At 68.4% G+C, this 22,811-nt stretch carries 32 protein-coding genes; 15 read left to right on the forward strand and 17 right to left on the reverse strand.

What is annotated here, in order from left to right:
* Positions 1 to 11: 11 nt before the first annotated feature.
* The 5 genes from Q0D57_RS00110 to Q0D57_RS00130 all read right to left on the reverse strand — a co-directional run bounded on the left by Q0D57_RS00110 (position 12) and on the right by Q0D57_RS00130 (position 3,061).
* Entirely contained in the window at positions 12 to 350 is a 339-nt protein-coding gene (locus tag Q0D57_RS00110) for a cupin domain-containing protein (protein ID WP_291036407.1), read from the reverse strand.
* A 21-nt stretch (positions 351 to 371) separates the two neighbouring features.
* Positions 372 to 1,226, reverse strand: coding sequence for a helix-turn-helix transcriptional regulator (locus Q0D57_RS00115; protein WP_291036409.1), 855 nt, complete (start codon positions 1,224 to 1,226; stop codon positions 372 to 374).
* Positions 1,227 to 1,307: 81 nt separating this feature from the next.
* On the reverse strand, positions 1,308 to 2,051 hold the full coding sequence (locus Q0D57_RS00120) for an SDR family NAD(P)-dependent oxidoreductase (RefSeq protein ID WP_291036411.1): 744 nt from the start codon (positions 2,049 to 2,051) through the stop codon (positions 1,308 to 1,310).
* 68 nt (positions 2,052 to 2,119) lie between these two features.
* Positions 2,120 to 2,560 (reverse strand): hypothetical protein, encoded by a 441-nt coding sequence (locus tag Q0D57_RS00125; protein ID WP_291036413.1) that lies wholly within the window; start codon positions 2,558 to 2,560, stop codon positions 2,120 to 2,122.
* Positions 2,561 to 2,596: 36 nt separating this feature from the next.
* Positions 2,597 to 3,061 carry an SRPBCC family protein gene (locus Q0D57_RS00130; RefSeq protein WP_291036414.1) on the reverse strand — a complete coding sequence of 155 codons (465 nt, stop codon included), beginning with the start codon at positions 3,059 to 3,061 and terminating at the stop codon, positions 2,597 to 2,599.
* Positions 3,062 to 3,409: 348 nt separating this feature from the next.
* Between Q0D57_RS00130 and Q0D57_RS00135 the strand changes: the two genes are divergently transcribed.
* Positions 3,410 to 3,922: a hypothetical protein gene (locus tag Q0D57_RS00135; protein WP_291036416.1), complete on the forward strand. Its 513-nt coding sequence runs from the start codon at positions 3,410 to 3,412 to the stop codon at positions 3,920 to 3,922.
* Positions 3,923 to 3,956: 34 nt separating this feature from the next.
* On the opposite strand, the gene Q0D57_RS00140 is transcribed toward Q0D57_RS00135, so the two are convergent.
* The 3 genes from Q0D57_RS00140 to Q0D57_RS00150 all read right to left on the reverse strand — a co-directional run bounded on the left by Q0D57_RS00140 (position 3,957) and on the right by Q0D57_RS00150 (position 6,050).
* Positions 3,957 to 4,790, reverse strand: coding sequence for a hypothetical protein (locus tag Q0D57_RS00140; RefSeq protein ID WP_291036419.1), 834 nt, complete (start codon positions 4,788 to 4,790; stop codon positions 3,957 to 3,959).
* Positions 4,787 to 5,362: a sigma-70 family RNA polymerase sigma factor gene (locus Q0D57_RS00145; RefSeq protein ID WP_291036421.1), complete on the reverse strand. Its 576-nt coding sequence runs from the start codon at positions 5,360 to 5,362 to the stop codon at positions 4,787 to 4,789. Before Q0D57_RS00145 ends, Q0D57_RS00140 begins: the two co-directional genes overlap by 4 nt.
* Positions 5,363 to 5,570: 208 nt before the next feature.
* A complete protein-coding gene (locus tag Q0D57_RS00150; RefSeq protein ID WP_291036423.1) occupies positions 5,571 to 6,050 on the reverse strand; it encodes a GNAT family N-acetyltransferase in 480 nt (159 codons plus the stop codon).
* Positions 6,051 to 6,162: 112 nt separating this feature from the next.
* On the opposite strand from Q0D57_RS00150, the gene Q0D57_RS00155 reads away from it, so the two are divergent.
* Both Q0D57_RS00155 and Q0D57_RS00160 read left to right on the forward strand, forming a co-directional pair.
* On the forward strand, positions 6,163 to 7,401 hold the full coding sequence (locus tag Q0D57_RS00155) for a hypothetical protein (RefSeq protein ID WP_291036426.1): 1,239 nt from the start codon (positions 6,163 to 6,165) through the stop codon (positions 7,399 to 7,401).
* Positions 7,398 to 8,072: a hypothetical protein gene (locus Q0D57_RS00160; protein ID WP_291036428.1), complete on the forward strand. Its 675-nt coding sequence runs from the start codon at positions 7,398 to 7,400 to the stop codon at positions 8,070 to 8,072. Before Q0D57_RS00155 ends, Q0D57_RS00160 begins: the two co-directional genes overlap by 4 nt.
* A gap of 9 nt (positions 8,073 to 8,081) precedes the next feature.
* Here Q0D57_RS00160 and Q0D57_RS00165 read toward each other — a convergent pair whose 3' ends face one another.
* Both Q0D57_RS00165 and Q0D57_RS00170 read right to left on the reverse strand, forming a co-directional pair.
* On the reverse strand, positions 8,082 to 8,483 hold the full coding sequence (locus Q0D57_RS00165) for a hypothetical protein (protein WP_291036430.1): 402 nt from the start codon (positions 8,481 to 8,483) through the stop codon (positions 8,082 to 8,084).
* Complete coding sequence (locus Q0D57_RS00170) at positions 8,476 to 9,108, reverse strand: nucleotidyltransferase domain-containing protein (RefSeq protein ID WP_291036432.1); 633 nt, start codon at positions 9,106 to 9,108, stop codon at positions 8,476 to 8,478. Before Q0D57_RS00170 ends, Q0D57_RS00165 begins: the two co-directional genes overlap by 8 nt.
* Positions 9,109 to 9,359: 251 nt before the next feature.
* Between Q0D57_RS00170 and Q0D57_RS00175 the strand changes: the two genes are divergently transcribed.
* The gene (locus tag Q0D57_RS00175) at positions 9,360 to 10,115 is read left to right on the forward strand and encodes a hypothetical protein (protein WP_291036434.1); all 756 of its coding nucleotides are present in this window, start codon (positions 9,360 to 9,362) and stop codon (positions 10,113 to 10,115) included.
* A complete protein-coding gene (locus Q0D57_RS00180) occupies positions 10,116 to 10,346 on the forward strand; it encodes a hypothetical protein (RefSeq protein WP_291036438.1) in 231 nt (76 codons plus the stop codon). It abuts the gene before it with no gap.
* 55 nt (positions 10,347 to 10,401) lie between these two features.
* On the opposite strand, the gene Q0D57_RS00185 is transcribed toward Q0D57_RS00180, so the two are convergent.
* Positions 10,402 to 11,538 carry an epoxide hydrolase family protein gene (locus Q0D57_RS00185; protein WP_291036440.1) on the reverse strand — a complete coding sequence of 379 codons (1,137 nt, stop codon included), beginning with the start codon at positions 11,536 to 11,538 and terminating at the stop codon, positions 10,402 to 10,404.
* Positions 11,539 to 11,769: 231 nt separating this feature from the next.
* Between Q0D57_RS00185 and Q0D57_RS00190 the strand changes: the two genes are divergently transcribed.
* The gene (locus Q0D57_RS00190) at positions 11,770 to 12,327 is read left to right on the forward strand and encodes a GNAT family N-acetyltransferase (RefSeq protein WP_291036441.1); all 558 of its coding nucleotides are present in this window, start codon (positions 11,770 to 11,772) and stop codon (positions 12,325 to 12,327) included.
* Between the two features lie 52 nt (positions 12,328 to 12,379).
* Positions 12,380 to 12,574: a hypothetical protein gene (locus tag Q0D57_RS00195; RefSeq protein ID WP_291036442.1), complete on the forward strand. Its 195-nt coding sequence runs from the start codon at positions 12,380 to 12,382 to the stop codon at positions 12,572 to 12,574.
* A 118-nt stretch (positions 12,575 to 12,692) separates the two neighbouring features.
* On the opposite strand, the gene Q0D57_RS00200 is transcribed toward Q0D57_RS00195, so the two are convergent.
* Positions 12,693 to 13,187, reverse strand: a complete 495-nt coding sequence (locus Q0D57_RS00200; RefSeq protein ID WP_291036444.1) for a hypothetical protein — start codon at positions 13,185 to 13,187, stop codon at positions 12,693 to 12,695.
* A gap of 58 nt (positions 13,188 to 13,245) precedes the next feature.
* On the opposite strand from Q0D57_RS00200, the gene Q0D57_RS00205 reads away from it, so the two are divergent.
* Positions 13,246 to 13,659: a hypothetical protein gene (locus tag Q0D57_RS00205; protein ID WP_291036450.1), complete on the forward strand. Its 414-nt coding sequence runs from the start codon at positions 13,246 to 13,248 to the stop codon at positions 13,657 to 13,659.
* 46 nt (positions 13,660 to 13,705) lie between these two features.
* On the opposite strand, the gene Q0D57_RS00210 is transcribed toward Q0D57_RS00205, so the two are convergent.
* The gene (locus tag Q0D57_RS00210) at positions 13,706 to 15,127 is read right to left on the reverse strand and encodes a PP2C family protein-serine/threonine phosphatase (RefSeq protein WP_291036494.1); all 1,422 of its coding nucleotides are present in this window, start codon (positions 15,125 to 15,127) and stop codon (positions 13,706 to 13,708) included.
* A 207-nt stretch (positions 15,128 to 15,334) separates the two neighbouring features.
* On the opposite strand from Q0D57_RS00210, the gene Q0D57_RS00215 reads away from it, so the two are divergent.
* On the forward strand, positions 15,335 to 16,621 hold the full coding sequence (locus Q0D57_RS00215) for a nucleotide disphospho-sugar-binding domain-containing protein (RefSeq protein ID WP_291036452.1): 1,287 nt from the start codon (positions 15,335 to 15,337) through the stop codon (positions 16,619 to 16,621).
* Here the strand turns inward: Q0D57_RS00215 and Q0D57_RS00220 are convergent.
* Positions 16,605 to 17,261 (reverse strand): TetR/AcrR family transcriptional regulator, encoded by a 657-nt coding sequence (locus Q0D57_RS00220; protein ID WP_291036454.1) that lies wholly within the window; start codon positions 17,259 to 17,261, stop codon positions 16,605 to 16,607. The genes Q0D57_RS00215 and Q0D57_RS00220 overlap by 17 nt on opposite strands.
* Positions 17,262 to 17,270: 9 nt before the next feature.
* Entirely contained in the window at positions 17,271 to 17,921 is a 651-nt protein-coding gene (locus tag Q0D57_RS00225; protein WP_291036456.1) for a hypothetical protein, read from the reverse strand.
* Positions 17,922 to 17,995: 74 nt separating this feature from the next.
* Here Q0D57_RS00225 and Q0D57_RS00230 point away from each other — a divergent pair, with 74 nt between their 5' ends.
* From Q0D57_RS00230 to Q0D57_RS00240, 3 genes are all read left to right on the forward strand, one after another.
* Positions 17,996 to 18,466 carry a BphX family protein gene (locus Q0D57_RS00230; protein ID WP_291036458.1) on the forward strand — a complete coding sequence of 157 codons (471 nt, stop codon included), beginning with the start codon at positions 17,996 to 17,998 and terminating at the stop codon, positions 18,464 to 18,466.
* A gap of 22 nt (positions 18,467 to 18,488) precedes the next feature.
* Positions 18,489 to 18,824, forward strand: a complete 336-nt coding sequence (locus Q0D57_RS00235; RefSeq protein WP_291036460.1) for a hypothetical protein — start codon at positions 18,489 to 18,491, stop codon at positions 18,822 to 18,824.
* 63 nt (positions 18,825 to 18,887) lie between these two features.
* Positions 18,888 to 19,703 (forward strand): LLM class flavin-dependent oxidoreductase, encoded by an 816-nt coding sequence (locus Q0D57_RS00240; protein WP_291036461.1) that lies wholly within the window; start codon positions 18,888 to 18,890, stop codon positions 19,701 to 19,703.
* A gap of 18 nt (positions 19,704 to 19,721) precedes the next feature.
* On the opposite strand, the gene Q0D57_RS00245 is transcribed toward Q0D57_RS00240, so the two are convergent.
* On the reverse strand, positions 19,722 to 20,342 hold the full coding sequence (locus tag Q0D57_RS00245; RefSeq protein ID WP_291036463.1) for a TetR/AcrR family transcriptional regulator: 621 nt from the start codon (positions 20,340 to 20,342) through the stop codon (positions 19,722 to 19,724).
* A gap of 56 nt (positions 20,343 to 20,398) precedes the next feature.
* Between Q0D57_RS00245 and Q0D57_RS00250 the strand changes: the two genes are divergently transcribed.
* The 3 genes from Q0D57_RS00250 to Q0D57_RS00260 all read left to right on the forward strand — a co-directional run bounded on the left by Q0D57_RS00250 (position 20,399) and on the right by Q0D57_RS00260 (position 22,551).
* Positions 20,399 to 21,196 carry an SDR family oxidoreductase gene (locus tag Q0D57_RS00250; protein WP_291036466.1) on the forward strand — a complete coding sequence of 266 codons (798 nt, stop codon included), beginning with the start codon at positions 20,399 to 20,401 and terminating at the stop codon, positions 21,194 to 21,196.
* A gap of 2 nt (positions 21,197 to 21,198) precedes the next feature.
* Complete coding sequence (locus Q0D57_RS00255) at positions 21,199 to 22,215, forward strand: SDR family NAD(P)-dependent oxidoreductase (RefSeq protein WP_291036468.1); 1,017 nt, start codon at positions 21,199 to 21,201, stop codon at positions 22,213 to 22,215.
* Positions 22,216 to 22,374: 159 nt separating this feature from the next.
* Entirely contained in the window at positions 22,375 to 22,551 is a 177-nt protein-coding gene (locus tag Q0D57_RS00260) for a hypothetical protein (protein WP_291036470.1), read from the forward strand.
* A gap of 19 nt (positions 22,552 to 22,570) precedes the next feature.
* Here Q0D57_RS00260 and Q0D57_RS00265 read toward each other — a convergent pair whose 3' ends face one another.
* Positions 22,571 to 22,792, reverse strand: a complete 222-nt coding sequence (locus Q0D57_RS00265) for a hypothetical protein (protein WP_291036472.1) — start codon at positions 22,790 to 22,792, stop codon at positions 22,571 to 22,573.
* Positions 22,793 to 22,811: the final 19 nt, after the last annotated feature.

Here is a 22,811-nt window from a genome sequence, read left to right on the forward strand (position 1 = left end):
CGGCGGGTCGGTCAGGCGCCGACGTGCTCGTACTGCTCGAAGAACCAGTCCGGGCGGGTGATGGTCATGAAGGTGAGGCCGTCGGTCTCGATGGAGTGCGCGACCATCGGCTCGACGACGACAATGTCCCTGTCGCTCACCTCGAACGTCTCGTCGCCCACCGTGAACGTGGCGGTGCCCTGGATGATGAAGTAGATCTCATGGACCTCCTTGTTCAGGTGTCGCCCGGACTCCGGACTGCTGGTGTTCAGGGTCTGGTACGAGATGCCCACCTCGTCCTTCACCGCGTACTTCCAGATGGTGCCGTCGGGCGTGGTGATCTCTCGGGATGAGCTGGCCGGGATGTGCATGGGGGTTCTCCTTCATCGGGTTCATCGGGGTGAGGTGGGCAGTCCGAGGTCCTGGCGACCGATGACCTTGAGGAGGTCGAGCTTGCTGCGGTTGTCTCCGCCGACGCCGGGATTGAGCACGAGGAGGGTCTGCGAGCGGTTCTCGGTGAAGAGCATCTGCGCGTCGATCTCGATCCGTCCGAGCTGCGGGTGAACGAGCACCTTGCAGTCGTCGTAGCGGAGGGCGACCTCATGGAAGTTCCACAGGCGCACGAACTCCACGCTCAGGTGGGAGAGCTCGGCTGCGAGGTGCTGGGCCCTCGCGGTGTCGCTGCCCGTGGTGGTAGCCATCCGCAGGCGGGCGACGAGGAAGCGTCCGTGGATCTCATGCGCCTCGGGTGGGTAGAGACGACGCTCCTCCGGATCGGTGAACCAGCGGTAGAAGCCGCTCCTGGCGAGACCCGTGTGGGCGGTCTCGTCACCGATCAGGGCCTCGGCGAGCGGGTTCATCGCGAGGGTGTCGTGAAGATCGTTCTGCACGAGGCACGGGATGTCGACGAGTCCATCGAGCACGCTCATCAGGGCGGGACTCACGTGGTCCGTGCGGTCGAACCGGCTGGGTGCGTTGTGGCCGATGAGCGCGAACAGATGGTCTCGCTCATCGAGCGTCAGCCGGAGGGCCCGTGCCAGGGAGGCGGCGACCTGCGTCGACGGGGTGGGAGACCGTTGCTGCTCGAGACGGGTGTAGTAGTCGGTGGAGATGCCCGCCAGCTGAGCGAGCTCCTCGCGGCGGAGCCCGGGCGCTCGTCTCCGCGGTCCCTCGGAGAGGCCCACGTCACGCGGCCGCAGCAGCTCGCGGCGTGACCGCAGGAACTCGGCGAGGAGGCGTTTGTCCATGCACTCATCATGAGGCGGCCGGCCGCTGTTATCCAGAGAGCGCCGATCCCCCGCTCGGGAGCGAGGGACCGGACGCCGCGCTCAGAGGGTGCTGAAGAGTGCCAGGAGATCGTCGTACGAGCCGTCGGCGGTGGCCCCGCGGATTCCTCGGGCGGGCTCCGCGACCAGCTCCGGGGCGCCGGGGTTCTCACGCCATTGGGTCATGATCTGGTCGAGGAACTCGTCGAGCGGCATGGCATCCGGGTTGTCCTTCTGGTCGAGCAGATCGGTGCGGACGCCCGCTGGCACGATCTCGACGACCTGGATGCCGGTCCCGGCAAGGCGGATCCGCTGGCTCTCGGTGAACGAGTGCAGCGCCGCCTTCGTCGCGCTGTAGGTCGGAGTCGCGGGGAAGGGCACGAAGGCGAGGGCCGAGGTGACGTTGACGATCGCGGCTCCCGTCTGGCCGGCGAGGAGGGGTGTGAACGCGTACGCCATCCGGATCGGCCCGAGGAGGTTGGTGGTGATCTGCTGCTCCGCCACCTGGAGGTCGAGCGGCTCGAGGGGGTTCTCCCTGAGCTGGATCCCGGCGTTGTTCACGAGGATGTTCAGATCGGGATGGGTCATCACGAGGCTCGCGCGTGCCCGGTCGATGGAGTCCGGGTCGGTCACGTCGAGTTCGACGGCGGCGATGTCGGGGTGCTCCGCGGTGATGGCGTCCAGGAGTTCCTTCCGGCGACCGGCGATGATCACCGCGTTGCCCGCCTCCCGCAGCCGCAGCGCGAGACCGAGGCCGATGCCGGAGGTGCCGCCGGTGATGAGGACTGTGTTCCCGGTGATATTCATGGATCGTGCTCCTTCGTGAGGCGTCCCGAGCGGGACCGCTCAAGCGACGTTAGGCGGAGCAGCCGCCGTCAGGGAGAGTCCGGCTGTCCGTGGATAACCGCGGAGCGCTCCGGCGCTGTTGCACTCTCGCGCAGCAGCCGCAGTGTGCGCCGGTTCAGGCTGAGGTTGCTGAGGCCCATCACCAGGAAGAAGGCCACATAGAGCAGCTGCCACCAGTTCCGGCTGATGATGCTGAGGATGGCGAGAGCGATCAGGCCCACCCACAGGATGCTGCCGACGACCGACATCACGCGGAGTCGGCGAAGCTGTTGCTGCACCGACCGCGTCGCATCCGGTGGCCACGGCTCGTGCCAGGAGCGCCGGTGGAGCCACACGGTCCCGACCGACAGCAGGATCGTGGCCGCCACCAGCACGAACGCGCCCAGGATGCTCCAGGGCGGGTTCGCGATCAGGAAGCCTCCCGTGACGGCGATGACGAGCGAACCCGAGATGGCCAGCCACCCGGCCACTCGCGGACTCACCCGGCTCGTTGTGGTGTGCACCGGCTATTCCTTCGTGGGGGCCGACGGAGACTCGGCCAGGAACGAGCCGCGATCGGCGATGAGCCGACGCAGGTAGGGCTCGAGCACGAGCTTCTCCGCCACGCGGCCGACGGGTCCGAACGGCGCCGTGAAGCGGATGCGATCGATCATCACTGAGCCCCCATCGGCCGGTTCGAACACGTGCTCATGCCGGAACGCCTTGAACGGCCCCCGGGTCTGCTCATCGACGGAGCGGTGCGGAGGGTCGAACTCGGTGATCGCGCTGGTGAGCGAGAACCGGATCCCGAAGTGTCGAGCGGTCCACGTGACATCCTGGCCGGCGCCGATGAGCCCCTGTGTGACCCCGGCGACGGCCTCCTCCGCCGAGCCTGCCTGCGACTCCGTGTGGGCCTCGATGCTGCGCGCCAGATCGAACATCTCCTCGACCGACCTGCTCGACCGGGTCACGCACTCGAACGACGCCACCACGGGCTCACTCCTCTTTCTTGCGCCTGGGCGCCGGGAGCGTGAGGCCAAGCATCCCGGCCAGGAACAGTACCGACCCGATCACGTGCTCCGTCCACCCGGCTCGCAGCGGTATGCGGCGAACTCTCTTCAACAAGTGTCACATGCTTGCTCGAGCGCCATCCTCCTCCCATAATTGCCGGAACAGCGAGTGAGGGGTGCCGGATGGTGATGTCGCCGAGAACGCGGCTGCTCGTCGCTGCGGGTGTGGTCGCCGCAGCGCTCCTGACCGGATGCGCGTCACACACGCCCCAGACAGAGGCGCCTGCGACGGTAGCCGCTGAGCCCAGCCCCACCCCGTCGGTCGGGCCCATGTCGGTGTTGGACCCGGCCGAGCACGGCACAGGGAACCCCGAGGTCGACATGGGTCTCATCAGCGCCGAGTTCGTCGCCGGGCTCCAGGCGATCCGGGAGTACGGTCCGCGCGTCCACCCCGACGTCTACACCGGTATCGGCGGCGGGATTCCGGGCGATCCGGACGTGCTGCGCATCTACATCACCGATCGCTCCCCGGAGATGGAGCAGGCGTTCCTGGCCGCGTCGGGCCTGCCGGCCGAGAAGGTGGCCTTCTACACGTCGCTCCGGTCCGAGAAGGACGCCCTCGCTCTGCAGCAGCGCATCATGGATGACTTCGACTCCGGAGCCGTGCCCCGGAGTGCGGTGTCGGAGGTGACCACGTTCGGCCCGGATGCCGACGGCCTGGTGTTCTTCGGCATGACGGGCACCACGCCGAACGAGGCCCAGATCGACCTGCTCTGGGAGCGCTACGGCCCCCACGTCCGCTTCGAGACGGGCCACAGCACGGCCATCGCCAGCCCCGCGTAGGCGCTCTGCCAGAAGGACGACCCCGAGGAGGAGGTCACTGACCCGACGGGCACGGGGGCAGGGCCGTGAGGGGCTGGCCCGGGCGGGGCTGGCCGGCGATGAGGAACTCGCCGATGACCGTCGTGCCGTCGGATTCGTAGACCGGGATGTACTTGTCGAGGTGGACCTCGTTCTCCATCCACTCGGTCACCTCCTCGAAGCTTGAGATGTTGCCGCCCGAGGCTTCGTTCTCCTCCTCCCAGCGGATGTACCCGGTCTTGCAGTTCGTGGCGTGGGCGGCGATGAGATCCGGTCCGGGATTCTCGTTCATCGCGTACGTGCGGGTGTCATCGGGATCCCCGACACCCGATCCGTAGGTCTCGCCCGCCGCATTGACACCGAACTCGGTCTTGATCTTCTTGCTGTAGGCGGCCGTCACCGTCACCTCTGTGCCCGGCTGGAGCTCGAAGAGCACGATGGACTGCTGCGAGAGAGTGAGCGGGATGGTGCCGCTTCGGGCCGAGCCGATCCCCACCTCGCTGCAGTTCGCCCCTCCGTAACCCTCCAGCGACCAGGAGCCCTCGGTGTGGCAGACGACGGTGAAGCTGATGCTGGTGGCCCCCTCCGGTGGCGCGCCGAGGTCGAGGGTGCCGGTCTCGGTGAGGGTCGCCGTGACCTTCTCGCCGAACTGCTCATAGGCGGGCATCCCCGGAGGCGACATCAGGGTGGCCGTGGCCACCCCACCCGCCCCCGTCGCCAGCAGGATCCCGGCGAACACGGCGCCGAGCCAGACCCGGCGTCGGCGCGGCCGCTTGCCGAGCGCAACCTCGTCGACGAGTGCGGTGCGGAAGGCCTGGGAGAAGGTGGGGTCGAGTTCGAGGTCGTTCATGAGATGTCCCCTTGTCCGGAGAGTGCCGGCGCGATGGTGAGTCGGAGGCGCGCTTTCATGCGGGAGAGCCGCGTCTTGGCGGCTGCGGGAGTGAGGTCGAGGAGTTCGGCGGCCTCGCCGATGGGGTAGCCCTCCACGATCACGAGGGTGGCGAGACTCCGATCGATCGACCCCAGCTGCTGCAGGAGCCGATGGAGGTCCTCTCCGAACGGCGCCAGCCTTGCCAGCACCTCTTCTTCCACCGCCGGCAGGTGCTCGGTGCGCGGTATGCGGTCGAGGAGGGTTCGGTAGCGAGACGTGGCGCGCCGGGTGTTCGCCGCCGCGTGGCCCGCGGTCACGAGGAGCCACGGCAGCAGCGATCCGTCGACGACCCGGACGGTGGCGCGCTTGCGCCAGAGCTCCAGAAAGGCGGTGCCTGTGACGTCCTCCGCGTCATGGCGGTCGAGCAGCAGCCTGTACGCGTGCCGGAACACCCGGTCCTTATGCAGGTCGAAGATCTCCCCGAAGGCTTTTGCATCCCCGTCGAGCCCCCGACGCCAGATACTGGCCTCACTCGATTCTGTATCGCCCATACCCTGTATTGTCCGGATGCCCGGGAAAGGTTACGTCGTCGTCGCGTCTTCTCGAGAGACCTGTGGGCAACGGATCGGGTCATTCGCCGTCCGCATAGTCAGGGGAGCTAATAGTTCGTCTAGCTCTAGACCGCTAGCTCTGCTCTGGCAGACGGGGCTTCTCCGCCTACAGGCGGCGGGGTTAGGTTCGGTGGAAACAGTGCATCCATTACCAAGTTGCTCCGCGTGACATGTGGAGCTCGGCGCCGTACGGAGGGTCGAGCCGGCGCCGGCCGTCGAGCGAGAAGCCGTGGCGCTCGTAGAAGCGCAGGGCCCGCTCGTTCCCCTCGAACAGCCAGAGGTGGGCCGCCCCCGACGGCAAGCACTGCAGCAGCAGCCGGCTTCCCAGTCCGGAACGCCAGTACCGCTCTCGCGTGTAGAGCCCCAGAAGCTCGTGGCTCTCTCCCGGAGCCGGCGCCGTCGTGCGTGCATAGCCGACGATCTCGATGTCAGCCAGGGCGACGAAGACCTCGTTCTCCGCGATCCGGTTCACCCACCGTTCCCGTCGAACAGCCGACGGCTCGTCGTGGCGGCGGCGCAGTGCATCCGGGTCCAGGATGTCCCGGTACGCCTCGTCCCACGCGACAAGACTCAGCAGGGCGAGCTGCTCCGAGTCGGCCTCGATCGCCCGACGGATCGTGGGTTCCATCCCCCCATGGTGCACCGGAACCCCGGCTGGTCGCCTGGGGTCGGGGTCATCGGCGCCGGAGCGCGCGTGCCGCGCCGGGGGAGTACGGCACAATGGGCGCAGGGGGTGCCGGATGGCTGCACAGGAGCGCGACGTCGAGCGATGGCTGCGAGCGGTGGGCCTGCCCCTGTTCGTGCGCACGGAGGCGCTGGGCGACCGGCTCGTGAGCCGGGTCGTGCCGTTCATGGTGTTCGCGCTGGTCGCCGGCCTGTTCGTGCAGCTCGGTGTCGACGCCGACATCGATGTCGAGCTCGATTCCACGATGATCGTGGCGCTGCTCGTCGGCGGGGTGCTGGTCGTCGGTGTGGGGTTCGTGGCCGTGCCGATCGTTCTCGGGATCCTCTCCGCCCGGGTGCTCCGGGCGCATCCGCGAGCCGCCCTTCCGACCGGGATCGTCGTGCTCGTCTGCTACCTCGTCGTCCTGCCCGGCGTGACGGCCCTGACATCGCCGCTCGGCGAGGCCGCCTGGCACGCGGGCGTCCACCTCCTCATCGTGGCGATCGCGGTGCTGCTCACCTGGCTCGGCGTCGGTTCGCTCCTCGCCTGGGCGGCCCACGCGGCACTGCAGCAGCTCACCGCGATCGGCGCTCTCGTCACGCGCGCCCTCCCCATCCTCATGCTCGTCGTCGTGTTCGCGTTCTTCTCCAAGCCCCTGTGGGATGTCACGAGCACGATGTCGCCCACCCGCCTGGTCGCCGTCGCGATCTTCTTCCTCGTGCTCGGGCTCCTCTTCGTGATCCCGGTCAGCCGGGTCGAGATGAAGGAGCTCGACGAGAGCATGCAGCCGGCGGAGCGCATCCGTCTCGTGCAGTCGTCGGCCCTCGCCGAGCTCGACGGCTACGCCTCGACGCCCGGTCCTCCGCTGGCCCGTCGCGAACGAGCCAACCTGCAGGCCGTGCTCGTGCTCGCCCTCGTGCTCCAGACCCTGGTCTTCGCGGCGATCGTGTGCGTGTTCCTCATCGTGCTCGGCTCCTTCGCGTTCTCACCGGAGGTGCTGCGGGCGTGGGTCGGCGACCGGCTCACCATGGTCGAGCTGTTCGGCGTGGAGGTGCCGTTCACCTGGGCGCTCGTCAAGACGTCGATCTTCCTGAGCTGTGTCTCGTCGCTCAACTTCCTCGTGTCGGTCACCACCAACGCGGCCTACCGCACGGCCTTCTTCCACCCCCTCATCCACGACGCCCGAGCGGGCCTCGCCGTGCGCGCCGCCTACCTCCGGCGCCACGAGGGAGCCGCCCCCGACGTCCCGGCCGAGGGCACCGCGAATGAGCAGAGGCGGCCCTCTTCGACCGCCAGCACTCGACGTGCCCGGTGAGCAATCAGTTTCCGATCCACCGAGGCTGGCGGAACGTTTCCGGTCCAATGCGCGATGTCGTGCGATTCACTCTCCGTCTTGCGGCGGGGTTGCTGCTCGTTTTCGGTCTCATCTTCTGGGGAGTCGGTCGTGACGGTGTGACGACCGGCGACGCCCTCGCATATGCCACCGTCAGTTCAGTGTCGGTGATGGTCGGGGTTGTCTTGATGATCTGGGGTGCTGCTCTTGTCGGGGGATGGGGCGTTCGGCGGCGAGCGCTGCGCACGATGGACGTCGGTGTGAAGCAGACGCTCGAGATCAACTCGACCGACGATGTGCTGCATCACATGCGCCAGCTCGACGGTGTTCCGCCTCTCTTGCAGTTGCCGTGGGGACTGACTCTCTCTGTGTCCGAGGAGGCGCTCGGCATCTGGGTGGGCCGAAGAGAACCGCATGAGCTTCTGCACCTGCCGTGGGGTGTGGTCCACTCCGTGGATCCGGTGCAGGCGCAGCGTCGGTGGGACGGGGAGTGGTGTCTGAACGTGGTGGTGCTGACACCTGGAGGTCTCGTGCCACTGAGATTCCCCCTCTTGGGCGGCTTCCCCTTCGGAGCGCTGCCCGCCAGCCTGCGGACGACCACCGAGGTGGCTCACCGGCTCCGATCGGCTGATCCGACGACGAGGCCACAGTGACGTGCATCACTACCGGTCTTTGGTCTCGGCCTCCTGCAGGATGTCGCGCGCCCATCGGATCAGGTTGGCCGCATCGCTCGCGCTGATGGCATCCGCACCGTACTGCACCGGCGTCTTCTGAGTGAGGAGCCGTTTCAGACTGGTGGCGGACTTGGTCGACGGGTGGATGGCTTTCTTGAGCAGGTTGATGGCCTGAGCATGGTCATCGCCGGCGCTGCGTTCTCCCAGCACGAGCCCGCAGATCGCATCGGCTGCAGCGATGCCGGCAAGAATCGCGTTGGATCCGGCGACCTTGTTCTCGGCGGCGTTGCCTGGTCCGGCGAGTTCGGCCATGGCGAGATAGACGCGGGCCTCCTGCAGCCTGGCCCGAGCTCCCCCTCTGTCCAGGCTCACCGTGCTGTGCTTAGGCATTCGCGAGCCTCGCGGAGTGGGGCTCCCGGAGGAGCTGCTCGAACTCGGGGCCCACCAGCGCCACTGCATCTTCGCGGACGGACATCATGACGGGGTCGGAGCCTTCGATCGCCTCGTGGAGCCACATGCGCGTCGCGTTGTACAGGTGCCCCTCATTGCCGGTCCACGCCGTGATCTGCTCGCTGAGGCCGGAAGCGAAGTCGATGATGGCTTCCTCCGAGGTGTCATCCGGATACACGATCAGGATGTCGATGTCGGACTGGGGGCCGGCTGACCTCCTCGCGAATGATCCGTAGAGGTACGCTGCGACTCCGTCCTGCTTGGCCAGTTCGTCACGCAGACGCTCGAGCAGCACCCGACGGGCATCGACGGCCGATTCGATCGCAGGCCAGAGAACGTGCTGTCGATTCCCGCGCCAGAACGTCGAGTTGCCGCGGGATGTCGGCAGGACGAGGCCGGCGTCGGCGAGGCGCGCGAGAGCCTTGCGCACTCCATAGGGCGACGCAGTCTCGATGAGTCGATGAACCTGCGACGCGCTGAACTCGGTGTCCGCTCCGGCCAGGACACGAAGCGCCTCGGCTTCGACCGGGTTGGCGATCGTGCGGAGGGGGGATTCGAGATCCATTCACCAATTCTGCTACTAGAGTTGCGAATAAGCAACCAGAGTTGCGCTAGGGCAACTGGAGTTGCGGGCGTTCGTGCTCTCCGACCCGCATTGGGTGGCACCAAATTACTCAGCACGGCCGCTCCCGACTGGGCGGTAGCCTCCCGGGGATGACTAGCTGTCCCTGGCCCGCCCAGAGGTTGCGCAAGCTCGGCGACTGCATCCGCGATGATCGGCCAGTGCCGGAAGGAACGCCTTCATATTCTCAGGCTATGGTCTGGTACGCCGACGTGTTGACCGACGTACAGAGCGTCATCGAGAACGTGGACTGGACGCCATTGCTCGGAGAGCGGCGACCTGAGATCACGTCTCGAGTCAAGACGATCGACACCCTTCGCGACAGGCTGCGCGATCAGCGCAGCATGAAGCTGCCGAACATCCAGGATGTTGCCGGATTGCGATTCGAAGCCGAGATGACGTTGGCTGAGCAGGATGCGGTCATCACTGCCATCCGTGGCTGCTTCGACCACGATGAGGCAGCCGTCCACGATCTTCGGGAGGGTGACCATTCTGGTTATCGTGCGGTTCACCTCTGGCTCAGACTGGATGCGCGCGTCGAGGTTCAGGTCCGCACTCACCTCCAGAGCGCCTGGGCCAACGCCTACGAGGCCGCCGGCGATGTCCTGGGTCGGAGTATCCGGTACGGGGCGATCCCAGAAGCTGCTTCCAGCGCCGAGATCGTCCGATCGATGCAACGCATCTCGTGCGTCGGCATCGCACGCGTGGAAGACTCAGCAGTCGAGATTCAACGGCTTGCGCTGACCATTCACGAGGCCGAACAGAACCTGGGGCACGTTCCTGCTCATGACACCGAGAAGGCTGCGGCGCAACTCTCGGAAACTAGAGCTAGATTGGAACGAATGCAGCAGGCACAGCGAGGTCGGGAGAACGATCTCCGTTCTGGACTGGACGAACTACGAGACCTGCTGATCGATATGCATCGAGAAGCACGAAGGGACGCGCACTAGATGCCAGCCTTCCTGGTCGAATACAACCGACGCTCTCGTGAAGTACGGGTGCAAGAGTTCGATGGCCCTTCCGGTCATCGCGATGCTCTTCTCCGCCGCATCGAGATCGAGAACGAGCGTGAGGACGGCGACTGGGAGATCGCCTCCCTCAACGCTGACTCCCTCGAGACGATCCGGCGGACGCACTCGCGTTACTTCGACGGATCGACTACTGCGCTCTTAGCCACCTAGACGCCGTACGCCTCGGCGGCCGTGCTCCACGACGTTCGCCGAACTCGGGCGGCAACTAGTCGAGGCGCCCGAGGAACGCCGAGATGTCGGCCGCGAGCAGGTCGGGCTCCTCGTGCGGGGCGAAGTGCCCGCCCCGCGGCATCACGGTGTACTGCTCGAGCGCGTAGGTGCGCTCCGCCCACTCCCGAGGCGGCCTGCCGAGGTCGAAGGGGAAGACCGCCACGGCCGTCGGCACCTCGACCGCGGTGATCGGCCCCGGATACCCCTGCGCGAACTCGAAGTAGGGGCGGAACGACGTGGAGATCGAGTTCGTGAACCAGTAGACCGACGCCTGGGTGAGCAGCACGTCGTCGCTGAAGCGCGTGCTCACGTCGCCGCCGCAGTCGCTCCACGCCGTGTACTTCTCCAGGATCCACGCAAGCAGACCGACCGGCGAATCCGAGAGGGCCGGCGCCAACGACAGCGGGCGGGTCTGCTGCTGGTGCTCGTAGGCGCCCTCGTCGGCGGTCCACCGGGCGGCCGAGCTCAGGTACTGCTGCTCGGCAGGTGTCAGCGAGTCGGCATCCGGATCGCTGGGCCCCGCGACCGCCATCAGGTGGATCCCGGCGACGGCCTCCGGATGCGCCTGCGCGAGACGCGACGTGATTCCGGCTCCGAGATCCCCACCGTGAGCGGTGTAGCGCTCGAAGCCGAGCACGTCGTGCATCAGCTGGTGCCACAGCTCGTGCGTGTGCACACCGAGCTGAGGGCGCTGCGGCGAGAAGGGGAGCCCGGGCAGTGCGGGCAGGATGACGGTGCGAGGGGTGGTGCCGGCGAGACCGTAGCGGGCCGGCGCCGCCAGCCTCCGCGCCAGCTCGACCATCTCCAGCATCGAGCTCGGCCAGCCGTTGGTCAGGATGATCGGGAGGCCGCCGGCCCCTGCGCCCTCGGGCTCGAACCGCAGGAATCGGACCTCCGTGCCGTCGAGCGTGGCACTGAACGAGGGCAGCTCGTCGATCGCCTGCTGCTGCGGAGGCCAGAAAAACCCGTCGGCCCAGTACTCGGCGAGCCGCCGCAGAACGCGAGGGTCCGTGCCGGCGGTCGACCCCTGCAGAGGCCACTCGGGAGCCCAGCGCGTGGCGCGAACCCTGCGCTCCAGGTCGGCCAACTCGTCGTCGGAGACGCGGATCAACGTCGTCTGCTCCACCTTCATCCGGGTCGCACCGCCTTCGCTCTCTGCACTTCCCTGAGGTGGACCGTACCGTCACAGCGCTCCTCGCGCGCCGCAAGCACCATCGCCGATGAAGGTCAACCCGCTGGGCGATGTCGTCGGGAGGGAGTGTGTGGGAAGCCTCCCCAGCGAATGGAGGCGCCCATGCGAGTCGTCCACCGGCCCCGATTCCTTCGAGGTCGGCCCATCGAAGTCCCGGTCGAGGCCCCGCGGATGACCACGGCGCGCCTGACACTGCGCCCCTACGCCCCCGGTGACGAGGAATCCTGGCACCAGATCACGTCTGACCCGACGATCGTCCGATACCTGTCCTGGCCCGCGCGCACTCGCGCGGAGTCCCGGATGCACCTGCGAGACCGCATGCACCACACCCATCTCGGTCAGGCCGACGACATCCTCGCCCTCGCGGTCGAGAGAGATGGTCAGTATGTCGGTGATGTCTCCCTGCAGCTGCGCGCGATCGCCCCGGAGGTGCGCATGGTCGAGGCGGGCTGGCTCCTGCACCCCGAGCACCGGGGCCGCGGCTACGCGACGGAGGCCTGCACGGCGCTCATCTGTTTCGCGTTCGACTCCGTGCACGCGCGAGTGGTGACCGCGGTCATCCACCGCGACAACGAGCCGTCCCTCTCGCTGGCCCACAGACTCGGCTTCCTGACGATCGACACCTCCGAGTCCAACGTGCTGCTCGTGCTGCCCGTCTCCCACTTCCGCCGCCACCTCGAGGTCCGGGCCGCGAACCGTCGCGGCGTCCTCCACCGTGCCGGCACCTGAGATCCGTCGGGAGGCGGATGCGCGACGTCCGCTCGTTGCCTAGCGTCGAAGCATGGATGATGCGAAAGAGAGCAACCGTGTGTACCTCGGCGTCGGAGCCGCCTTCATCGCCCTCGCCGCTGCCCTGGGTGTCGCGATGGACAACTGGGTGTTCGCCTTGCCGTTCGCCGTGCTGGCGCTGACCTTCGTGGTCGTGGGGCTGAAGCCGTCCCGGCCGGCCGATGACGGTGCCGATCCCCACCGTTGACGCTGGTCGCCAGCCTGCCTGCCTGCCTGCAGTAAGCATGACCGGAACCTTTACGCCGTTCGACCCGGCTGAGCCGAAAAGAAGATCACTCTCGGCCAAACTAGGGTGACCTGCTTCCTCAGCCGGCACCTTCGTCGGCTTGTGCTCGTGCTTCAGCGTCCTGACTGCGCAGGCGATGCTCGATCCACACCATCACCACGCTCGCGTCGCGCCGGTCGAAGAGCTGCATGCCCACGTCGAGGTCCCCGTTCCGCCACAGGACCGGCGTGGGCTGATCGGGCCACACCCGCTCAGGTGCGCCGAGGGTGAGGTCGAGTGAGGCGATGAGGGCTTCATAGGCCGACCTCGTCGTCGCACTCTCGGGCTCCGGCGAAGCCCCCACGAAGAAATTGACCGTGGTGGGCTTCCCCTCCAGGCTGGACAACGACGGCTGCTCGATCCCCGCGGTGGCTTCGAGCTCCCATTGGATCAGGCCTGGCGACAGCTCGGTCTCCGTTCCCGGCCTGACCGGGAAGCCGAGCTCGGCGAGCTGCGCCGATGCCGTCGCCTCGTCCCGGAGCCACCGTCCGTCGAGCAGTGAGGTGATGATGGCGGTCGCGCGTTCCACGGTCATACGACCACCCTCCACCAGAACCCCGGAAAGCGATCAGCGGCTCGGATAGGTTGTCAGCATGACGGGCGGTCGGGTCAGGGTGGGGGTCGTGGCGCTGGCGGTGCCGCTGCTGCTGCTGCTCAGCGGATGCTCGCTCATCGGCGGTGCGCAGGAGAACTGTCTCCCTCACATCACCGTCTCGCCGTCCCCTGCCGTCGCCGGTGAGCCGATCGTTCTCGCGTCGGCCGACGTCTGCGGCGCTGATGTCCCCGCGGAGGGCTGGACGGTCGTGGTGGGTCACGCCGAGCAGCCGCCCATCTCCGTCACCACCGCCGAGCCCTTCGACGGATCGTTCGAGGTGACCGTCGATCTCCCGCCCGATTTTCCCGCCGGCCGGGCGTACGTGAACATACGCAACTGGGACTACTCGACCTGCAACGACACCGGCAGCTGCGCCACCCTCGACGTCGGCTTCGAGGTCGTCGCCGAGTAGCCCGATAGCCCGGCCGCCCGTGCGGCGGAACGTGCCAGCGGTGGGCCTAGGCTCGAGCGCAGTCGTCCAGGCTCTCGGCGGTGCGCACGCTCGGGAGGTCGGGCGGCCGGGGCGCCAGCCGGTCGAGGGTGACGACCGTGACGTCGTCTTCACGATCGGCTCTTTCGGCGAGAGCTCGGACCCTGTCGACTGCGCTCTCCGACGTCGTTCCGGTGGCGGGGGGTGCCAGCGCGAGGTCCACGGCGAGATCCAGCGACGCGAGCGACCCGTCGAACAGGTCGAGCACACCGTCGCTGAAGACGAGCAGCTTGTCGCCGACCTCGAGCGACCGCGTCTGGGTGGTCCAGCCGGTGCTGTCCGCGGCAGCGAGATTGTTCAGGCCGAGCGGGAGGTTGGCCGATCGGATCGGCTCGTGGCTGCCATCCAGACGCACCACGACGGCGAGTCCGTGGCCGGCATCGAGCACCGTCAGCCGTCCGGTTCCGTGGTCGAGGTGGGCATGGAAGAGCGTCACGAACGAGTTGTTGCGCGCGAGGTCGTCGCCGACCGCCTTCATCATGCGCGGCACCGTGGTTCCCGGATCGTCGGTGCGCGCCAGGCGGAGACCGGCTCGCACGGTCGCGCCGAGCATCGCGGCCCCCGCACCCTTGCCCATGACGTCACCGACGGTGATGACCAGGTGATCTCCGGTGTCCTCCCAGTCGAAGAAGTCACCGCTGAGGGTGCGGCTGGGCACGCAGACGCCCGCGACCGAGAAGCCGTCGCCGGTGAGGGGGCGATCCGGCATGAGGTTCCGCTGCACCTGAGCGCCCTCGCTCAGTTCGCGCGTGATGCTCGATGTCTTCGCACGCAGGCGCCTGGCGGCTTCGTCGTGGCTGAGCTCGGCCATGCTGAACGACACGACGACGAGCACCAGCTGGGTGATGACCGTCGTCGTCGCATCACTCGTCAGCACGGCGGGCGCCATCACGCCGCCCAGCGCCGCGAGGTGCACCACGACCTGGAGGCCGTAGTAGATGGACAGCACCGTGGCGGCGGTCAGCAGAGAACGCCGGGACCGGGAGATGCGGCCGTCGAGCAGGAACAGGTCGCGGGCCGCCAGACCCATCACCACGGCGCTGACGGCGGCCACGGCGAGGAAGCCGGCCAGATCGTTCGCGGCGGGATCGTCGAGAACCGTGACGATGCCCACGACGACGGCCGGAACGGCGAAGTGCCACCATCGGAGCGAGCGCGCCTTCAGCGACCGGACCGCCCACCACGCCCACACCAGACCCACGACGGTGAGCGCGTTGCCCACGGGGATGGCCCACGCCTGCGCGGAGGTGCCGATCAACAGGAACAGTGCGGATCCGGCCAGCAGGAAGGCCAGCGCCGCGGTCCAGCCCAGACTGTAGCGCGACCGGGTCCGGTGGAACGACGAGGTGAACAGCGCCAGGAGGGTGACCGCGTTGAGGGCGAAGATCACCCTCAAGCTGAAATCGTCCAACATAAACTGCGGCCCTTCATCGCCATCGACCGTTCGGCCACACCGCTGCGAGTCGAGCGTTGAGAAGAACTGCAGCTCTCACAGTACGTCACACCGGCAACGGGGCAAGCCCTTGCCTTTTCGCCATGCTGCCCGCATAAATTGGCTATGTTTATGACATAGTCAATACGTGGTGAGGGGGACGTGATGGGTGAGAGACGGTCGGCGTTGGTGTGCAGCATGCCGGCGGTGGGGCATGTGGGGCCGCTGCTCGTCGTCGCGAGCGAGTTGCTGCGGCGCGGGTGGCGGGTCCGGTTCCTCACCGGGCGCCGTTACCGGGCCCAGGTGGAGGCGGCCGGGGTGGAGTTCGTCGAGCTCCCGCCCGAGGCGGACACGCTGGATGCGGTGGGGGAGGGTGAGCGCAACCGGGGTCTCGCGACGATCAATCGCGGTGTCGAGGAGGCGTTCGTGCGTCCCGCCTATTCGGCCGCCGGCCGCGTGCTGCAGCTCCTTGAACGGGAGTCGGCGAACGTGGTGTTCCACGACATGACTTTCCTAGGGGTGCAGGCGCTGTTCGGGCGACCGGCGGGGGAGAGGCCCCTGACGGTGATGTGCGGGATCGGCCCGGCCGGGTTCTCCAGCAGGGACTGCCCGCCGTACGGCATGGGGATCGTGCCCCTCCAGAACCGCGGGTGGGGGCGGGTTCGTGATGCGGTGCTGAATCGATCGGCGAAGATGGTGCTCCGTCCGGCGCACCAGGCGCTCGACCGGTTCCTGGCCAGCGTGGGGGCGCCAGGGCTGAAGGGCGCGTTCTTCATGGATGTGCTCGGACGAAGCGACGTGCTGGCACAGTTCACGGTGCCCGAATTCGAGTACCCCCGCAGCGACGGCCCACAGAACCTGCGCTTCTACGGGCCCATGGTGTCCCCGGCGGCCTCGCCGCGTCCGTTGCCGGACTGGTGGGGGCGGCTGAAACCGGATGCGCCGTTGGTGCATGTCACGCAGGGGACGGTGGCGAACACCGATTTCTCCGAGGTCATCGAACCCACCCTCGAGGCGCTGGCGGACGAGGACGTGCAGGTGGTGGTGTCGGCGGGCGGCGCTGACGTGAACGCGCTTCCGAAGCTGCCGGCGAACGCATTCGCGGCGTCGTATCTGGACTACGACGTGCTGCTGCCGCGCACCTCCGCCTTCGTGACCAACGGGGGATATGGAGGTCTGCATCAGGCGATGCGGTTCGGGGTGCCGATCGTGATCGCAGGAGATTCCGAGGACAAGGTCGAGACCTCTGCCCGCGTGCAATGGGCGGGTGTCGGCGTGAACCTCCGCACGGGCCGGCCCACCGCTGCCCAGGTCCGGGCCGCAGTGCACCGAGTCCTGGACGACCGCGCGTTCGCCGGGAGGAGTGCGGCGGTCGGGGAGTCGATCGCCGCCGCGACAGGGGCGCGTGGTCTCGTCGACGACGTCGAGATCGCGCTTACGCGGGTTCGGTGATCTCCGCAGGCTGAGGGAGCTGCTCGGCGAGGTGGGTGAGCTGGTGGGCGGTCCAAGCCTTCCATCTGTCGCGGGTCCACCCGCGGGTGTGGGTGAAGTGGAGGTAGGCATCGGCGCCGGTGATGTAGCCCAGGATGTCGGCGGCGTCGGGGATGCGGTCGTCGGGGATGCGGTTCCTGCTGGCGAACCAGCCCGCGGCCAGGAGCATGTCCCGGTGACGGCGCTGCTCGAGCTCGTCGTAGGCGGCGCGTGCTGCCGGGTCTGCGTCTGCAGCCGCGCCCATCGCCCGGATGATGCCGGCGGCGCGCTGGTTGGCGTCGTCCAGGAACGTCACGTACCGGTCGATCGCGGTCGCGAAGTCGGGCTCGGCCATGATCGCGGCCACGTCGGCCCGCTCCGCGAGGGAATGGGTTCCCTCATCGCCGGCGAACGCGACCTCGAACGCTGCGATCAGGAGCGAATGCTTGCTGCCCTGCAGCTGCACCGTCGGCACGGCCACGTTCGCTTCCTTCGCGATCGCCTTCAACGATGTCGCGACGTATCCGTCCCGGACGAACAGCGTCGACGCGGCCGCGATGATCGCAGCACGGGTCGAGGCGGCCTCCGCCGTCCGGCGAGGAGAGCTGTACGCGCGAGCCATGACTCGACGTTACCTCGCCCGGTTCCGCGTGGTCGCCAGCACCAGCCCGACGACGATCTGCGCCCCCGTCGAACAGAGCAGAGCCACCGTCGCGATCTCCGTGCTCTCGGTCGTGTTCGCAGTCGCCCCGGTGATGATCGCGACGACGGTCAGCGCCAGGAACGCCCAGCGGGCAGCCCCCGTCGCAACCCCCGCCCTGATGATCACGAGCGACCCGATCAGCAGCAGCGCCAGCTGGACCACGCCCAGCACCGTGGTCAGCGCCAGCACACCGGAGTAGTCATCCGCGGCAGGGAGCGCGTAGGTGACGGTGTAGTAGACCGTCTGCATCGTCAGGAACACGGCACCGAACCCCAGCAGCGCCACCCGGCCGACGAGCGACCGGCCGACGATCCCGTCAGAGCCGGTCCGGCCGCCGGACAAGGGGATCATCGCGACAGCGTGGGCGACCGTGCTCCCCAGAAACAGAACGGTGAACACCGCGAGCAAGCCGGGATTGAGGGTCTCTTCCTGCCAGAGTGGCACCTCGATGAGTGTGGCGACGAACAGCAGAGCCCCGCCGAGAGTGATCGCCGACCCACCCCACAGCCCCCACGCAGGGCGCACCTCGGTTGTCGCCTGACCGACGGGATTCTCTGTCGCCGCACCTGCACTGTTCATCGTTCCCACTCCACTCATCGCGCTTCGGCACACTTTGAGTAGTGCGCCGTAATGGTTAATGTTACAGTGCACTCATGAAAAGTTTGACATGGTGGTTCCGGGGCGTAGGCCTCGTCTATCTCATCCTCGGGTCCACGTTCATCCCCGCGATCAACACCGGGCGGGTGACGCAGCTCGTCCCGGCTTTCGACGGGGCCGTGTATGGTCCGGGCTGGCAGGGCTTCGTGGACTACCTGTTCATGTTCGGTCTCGAAGAACTCGTGCTCGGGGTGTTCCTGATCGCGGCGTCGTTCGTGCCCCGCTGGTTCGAACCCCTGGTCCTGCTGCTGTGCGGGCTGTCGCTCGTGCGGGGGATCGGGCACGACATCTACATGATCAGCCAGGGCTACTCGCTGCTGAACAACCTCGTGTTCATCACCCTCCACGCGGTCATCATCGTCACCGGGCTGATGCTCCTTCGCCGGGCGCGCCTTCGCCCCGGGCAGTACGACCGCCGCCTCGCCGACCGCTCCCAGACCACGGCTGCGGGGGCCCTGCACGGTTAGCGTACGCGGCAGGGTCATCGCGGTGAACGCGGTCGTGGTCGACGTCGTCGAGCGTCGGTCCCTGCGCCGTCCCGGCCATGGCGCGCCACCGGATGCTGTCATGCCGGCGGAGGGCGAAGCATGGCCCTTCGTCGGCCGCGAGGTGGGCGACGGGGTGTCTCTCGGAACCACGCCCTCTCGCTACATGATCGAGATCGTGCCGGTTCCGGATTCGGCGATCCTGACTCCCGCTCGAGGAGTGCGCTCGGACGCTGCCGAGCCCCTCGCACCTGCAGCGGCGCTCGCCGCCGACCCGCCGCCGGAGCGCCGCCGGCCTTCACACGCGGGCTGGCTGGTAGACGTCCACGAGACCGCGTGAGACGCTCGCTCTGTGTGTACCCGAGGGCGGGCACACGGAGTCGTGAAGAGGGAGGCGTCAGCTATGCCCGAGGTGCGCAGGCCCTTCCGCTTCGGCGTCGTCGCGCCGGTCGTGGGCAGCATGACCGCGTGGCAGGAGCAGGTGCGACGCATCGCCGGCCAGGGCTACTCGACGGTGCTCATGCCGGATGTCCCGGGCTGGCAGCCGGCCCCGGCGCCGACGCTGGCTGTCGCGGCGAGCATCTCCGACCTCCGCGTGGGCACCTGGGTGTACGCCTCGCCCCTGCGCCCCGCCTGGGACGTCGCGTGGGAGGCGCACTCGCTGACGCAGCTCACGCAGGGCCGCTTCGACCTGGGCATCGGAACGGGGCGCCCGGGCATCGAGGATCTCGTGCGCGACCTCGGCCTGCCGCCGGTGACTGCAGGCGAGCGCCTCGATCGCATCCGCGCGGTGGTCGACGAACTGCGGCGGCTCGACGGCGCGGATGTGCACACGCCCGTGGCCATGGCCGTGCGCGGCCCCCGGGCGCGGACCCTCGCGGCCGACGTCGCCGACATCGTCACCATCGCCACGACGCCCGCCGACCCCCGCGACGAGATCGAGGCCATCGCACGCGAGTTCCGCGGCATCCGGGACATCGTGCTCGCTCTGCACGTCTCCGTGGTCGGCGAGACCGTCGCCCCGTTCATGACGGGGCCCGACACCCGGCCCGCCGAGCTCCGGGCTGCCGGCTCCCTCGCGTACCTCCCGGATGACCCGGCCGCAGCTGTCGACGAGCTCCAGCGCCGACGCGAGGAATCCGGCTTCTCCTACGTCGTCATCGGCTCGAACGCCGCAGACGCCCTGGCCCCGGTGGTCGCGCAGCTCGCCGGCCGCTGACCGCCTGCGGGCATCGGATCACGCGCCTTCGGATCCGACGCGAACGCGGTGCAGCGGATCGAGGGCCGAGTCGAGCGCTGCTTCGAGCGGCCACGCCGACCGCAGCGGCTGACTCATGACGAGGCCGCCCTGCACCGCGGTGAGGATCACCATCGCGATGCGCTCGGGGTCGGCTGATGCGTCGACGTCGCCCGACGCCTGCATCTTGCGCACGCCCGCCGAGAGCAGGTCGCGCCAGGCGCCCATGCTCTCGGCGATCACGCGCTCGAGCTCCGGATCGGTGGCCGCCGCCTGCGTGGCGAGCGAGCCGATCGGGCAGGCCCAACGGCCGAGGCCGAGATAGTAGTCGACGAGGGCCGCGCGCCACGCGCTCCACGACTCCCAGGAGCCGAGGTCGTCGACGTGCGGCTGCTGCGCCGCGAGGAGCTGCGCGCCCTCCCAGGCAGCGACCTCGCGCACGAGCTCGGCCTTGCCGCCGGGGAAGTAGTGGAACAGCTGGCTCTTGCTCGTGAGGGTCGCCGCCCGGACGGTGTCGAGGGTCGTGCCGCCGATGCCCGAGGCGAGGATCTGCTCGCCCGTGGCCTCGATGATGCGCTGCCGGGTGGCGCGGCCCCGCGCTGTCAGCTTCATGTCGTCCATCACGACGATCCTACCTCGCTGGACCATCTGGTCCAATTGTCTGCTAAGAATGGACCATGAAGTCCAATCAGGAAGAACTGCAGGCCCTCGTTCCCGACACCCGCCTGGCAGGCAAGACCGCTCTCGTCACCGGCTCGACCAGCGGTATCGGCGAGGCGATCGCCCGCGTGCTCGCGGCATCCGGAGCCGAGGTCGTCGTGAGCGGTCGCAGCGCCGACCGCGCCGACGCCGTCGTGCGCGCCATCACCGAGGTGGGCGGTCGCGCCCACGCCGTCGTCGGTGACCTGGGAGGGAGCGCATCGGAGGTGCGTCGCATCGCCTCCGCGGCCGAGGCCGCACTCGGAGGGCGCGTCGACGTGCTCGTCAACAACGCCGGCATCTACCCCGTGGGCCCCACCGCCGACCTGACCGACGCCGATCTCGACGCCGTCCTCGCCACCAACATCCGGGCACCCCACGTGCTCGTCGCCTCTCTCGCCCCCGCCATGGCCGAGCGCGGCTCGGGCTCGATCGTCAACATCGGATCATGGATGGCGCGCGTCGGGGTCCCTTTCGGCGCCGCGTACACGGCGTCCAAGGCCGCCCTCGAGCAGATGACCCGCACCTGGTCGGCCGAGTTCGGGCCGCGCGGCGTGGGCGTCACCACCGTCGCTCCCGGAGCGACGAGCACGCCCGGAAACGCCGAGAGCGCCGACGTGCTCGCGGCGATGACGGCCGGGACGGTCGCCGGGCGCCCCGTCCGCCCGATCGACATCGCCTTCGCGGTGCGCTGGCTCGTCTCCGGCGAAGCCGCGTTCGTGCACGGCAGCACGATCGACGTCGACGGCGGGATCGCCGCCGTCCGACTCGGCTGATCGTGGGACCCAGGATCCAGCCGGGGCCGCGACCCGACCGCGCCACCGGCAACCCCGTCGCTGACGACTCGGATCGGTTCGGGGAGCACTCGACCGCTCTCGACGTGGTCGAGGGGATCGATCTGCACGGGCGGACCGCACTGGTCACGGGCGCCAGCTCGGGGATCGGTGTCGAGACTGCGCGGGCTCTCGCCGAGGCCGGCGCAGCAGTCGTCCTCGCGGTGCGGGACGTCGACGCGGGCCGGATGACGGCCGCGGAGATCAGGGCGCGGAATCCGGCCGCGGATCTCCGCGTGCTGCAGCTCGACCTCGCCGACCTCGACTCCGTGAGTCGCCTGGCGAGCGAATGGTCGGGCCCGCTGCACCTGCTGGTGGCCAACGCCGGCGTCATGCACGTCCCCGAACAGCGCACGGCACGGGGTCACGAGTGGCACTTCGGGGTGAACCATCTGGGTCACTTCGCCCTGGCCACACGTCCGCACCGGGCGCTGGCCGACGCTCAGGGAGCTCGAGTCGTCTCCCTGTCGTCGAGTGGCCACGGTGCGAGCGGCATCCGGTTCGATGACCTCGACTTCCGGATGAGGCGGTACGACGCCGGATTGGCCTACGGGCAGTCCAAGAGTGCGAACGTGCTGTTCGGCATCGAGGCGACGAGGCGATGGCACGACGACGGCATCGCGGCTGCGGCCGTGATGCCCGGGGGGATCTGGACCGGGTTGCAGCGCCACTGGGACCCAGCGGTGCTGGCCGACATGAAGCGTCGGTACTCCGACGGCGTCAAGACGGTGGAGCAGGGGGCGGCGACGACCGTGTTCGTCGCCACCCGGGCCGAGCTCGGCATGGGTGCCCCGGCGTATTGGGAGGACTGCGGGCCCGCGCAGGTCGTGGACAGCATCGTCGACGGAGTCCACGGCGTGATGCGGCACGCGCTCGATCCGGATGCGGCACACCGCCTCTGGGCGGTGTCCGAGGCGCTCGTCGGTGTCGCACCTCCCGCAGCGTCAGTCCCGAGCCGATAACTCGCCCGAAAGACCCACCCCGCGTCGTGCCGGTCTGCGCGGGGGAGGAGTTTCAGCTCTCCGTCGTCAGACGGATGTGCCGAGCCGGCGGGCTCCCTACCCTCGAAGCAGGAGCAAGCAGAAGCAGTCAGAAGCAAACAGGAGCGAAGGGCAATCCGTATGAACAGCGCATCGATATCGACCCTGTACCGGGTCGCAGCCGCCATGACGGTCGTCATCGCCGTCGCCTTCATGATCGTCGGACTCGTCATCCAGAACTGGATGGTCCTGGGTGTGTTCGCAGTGATCGGGATCGCGGGGCTCAGCGTGTGGCCGTCGGCCACCCGGAAACCCTGACCGTGCTCCTCGATCCGGCTCAGCCCTGGGTGAGGCGGGCCTCCAGGGCGGCGAGGCGCTGCTCGAGGTACTGGATGTAGTCGGCGAAGTAGGCCGTCTTGGCGTCGAGTCGATCGAGGCGCGGGCCGGTGATGCTCTGGTCGTAGTGCCACGGCGACCGCAGCGGGTGCTCGGCGTCGATCGCGGCGATCGACGCTCGGAACAGGTCGGCATTCGAGGCACTGCTGTGGGAGCTCATCATGCGGCCAGTGTAGGTCGGA

The sequence above is a fragment of the Herbiconiux sp. genome (assembly GCF_023264895.1).
GTDB lineage: Bacteria > Actinomycetota > Actinomycetes > Actinomycetales > Microbacteriaceae > Herbiconiux.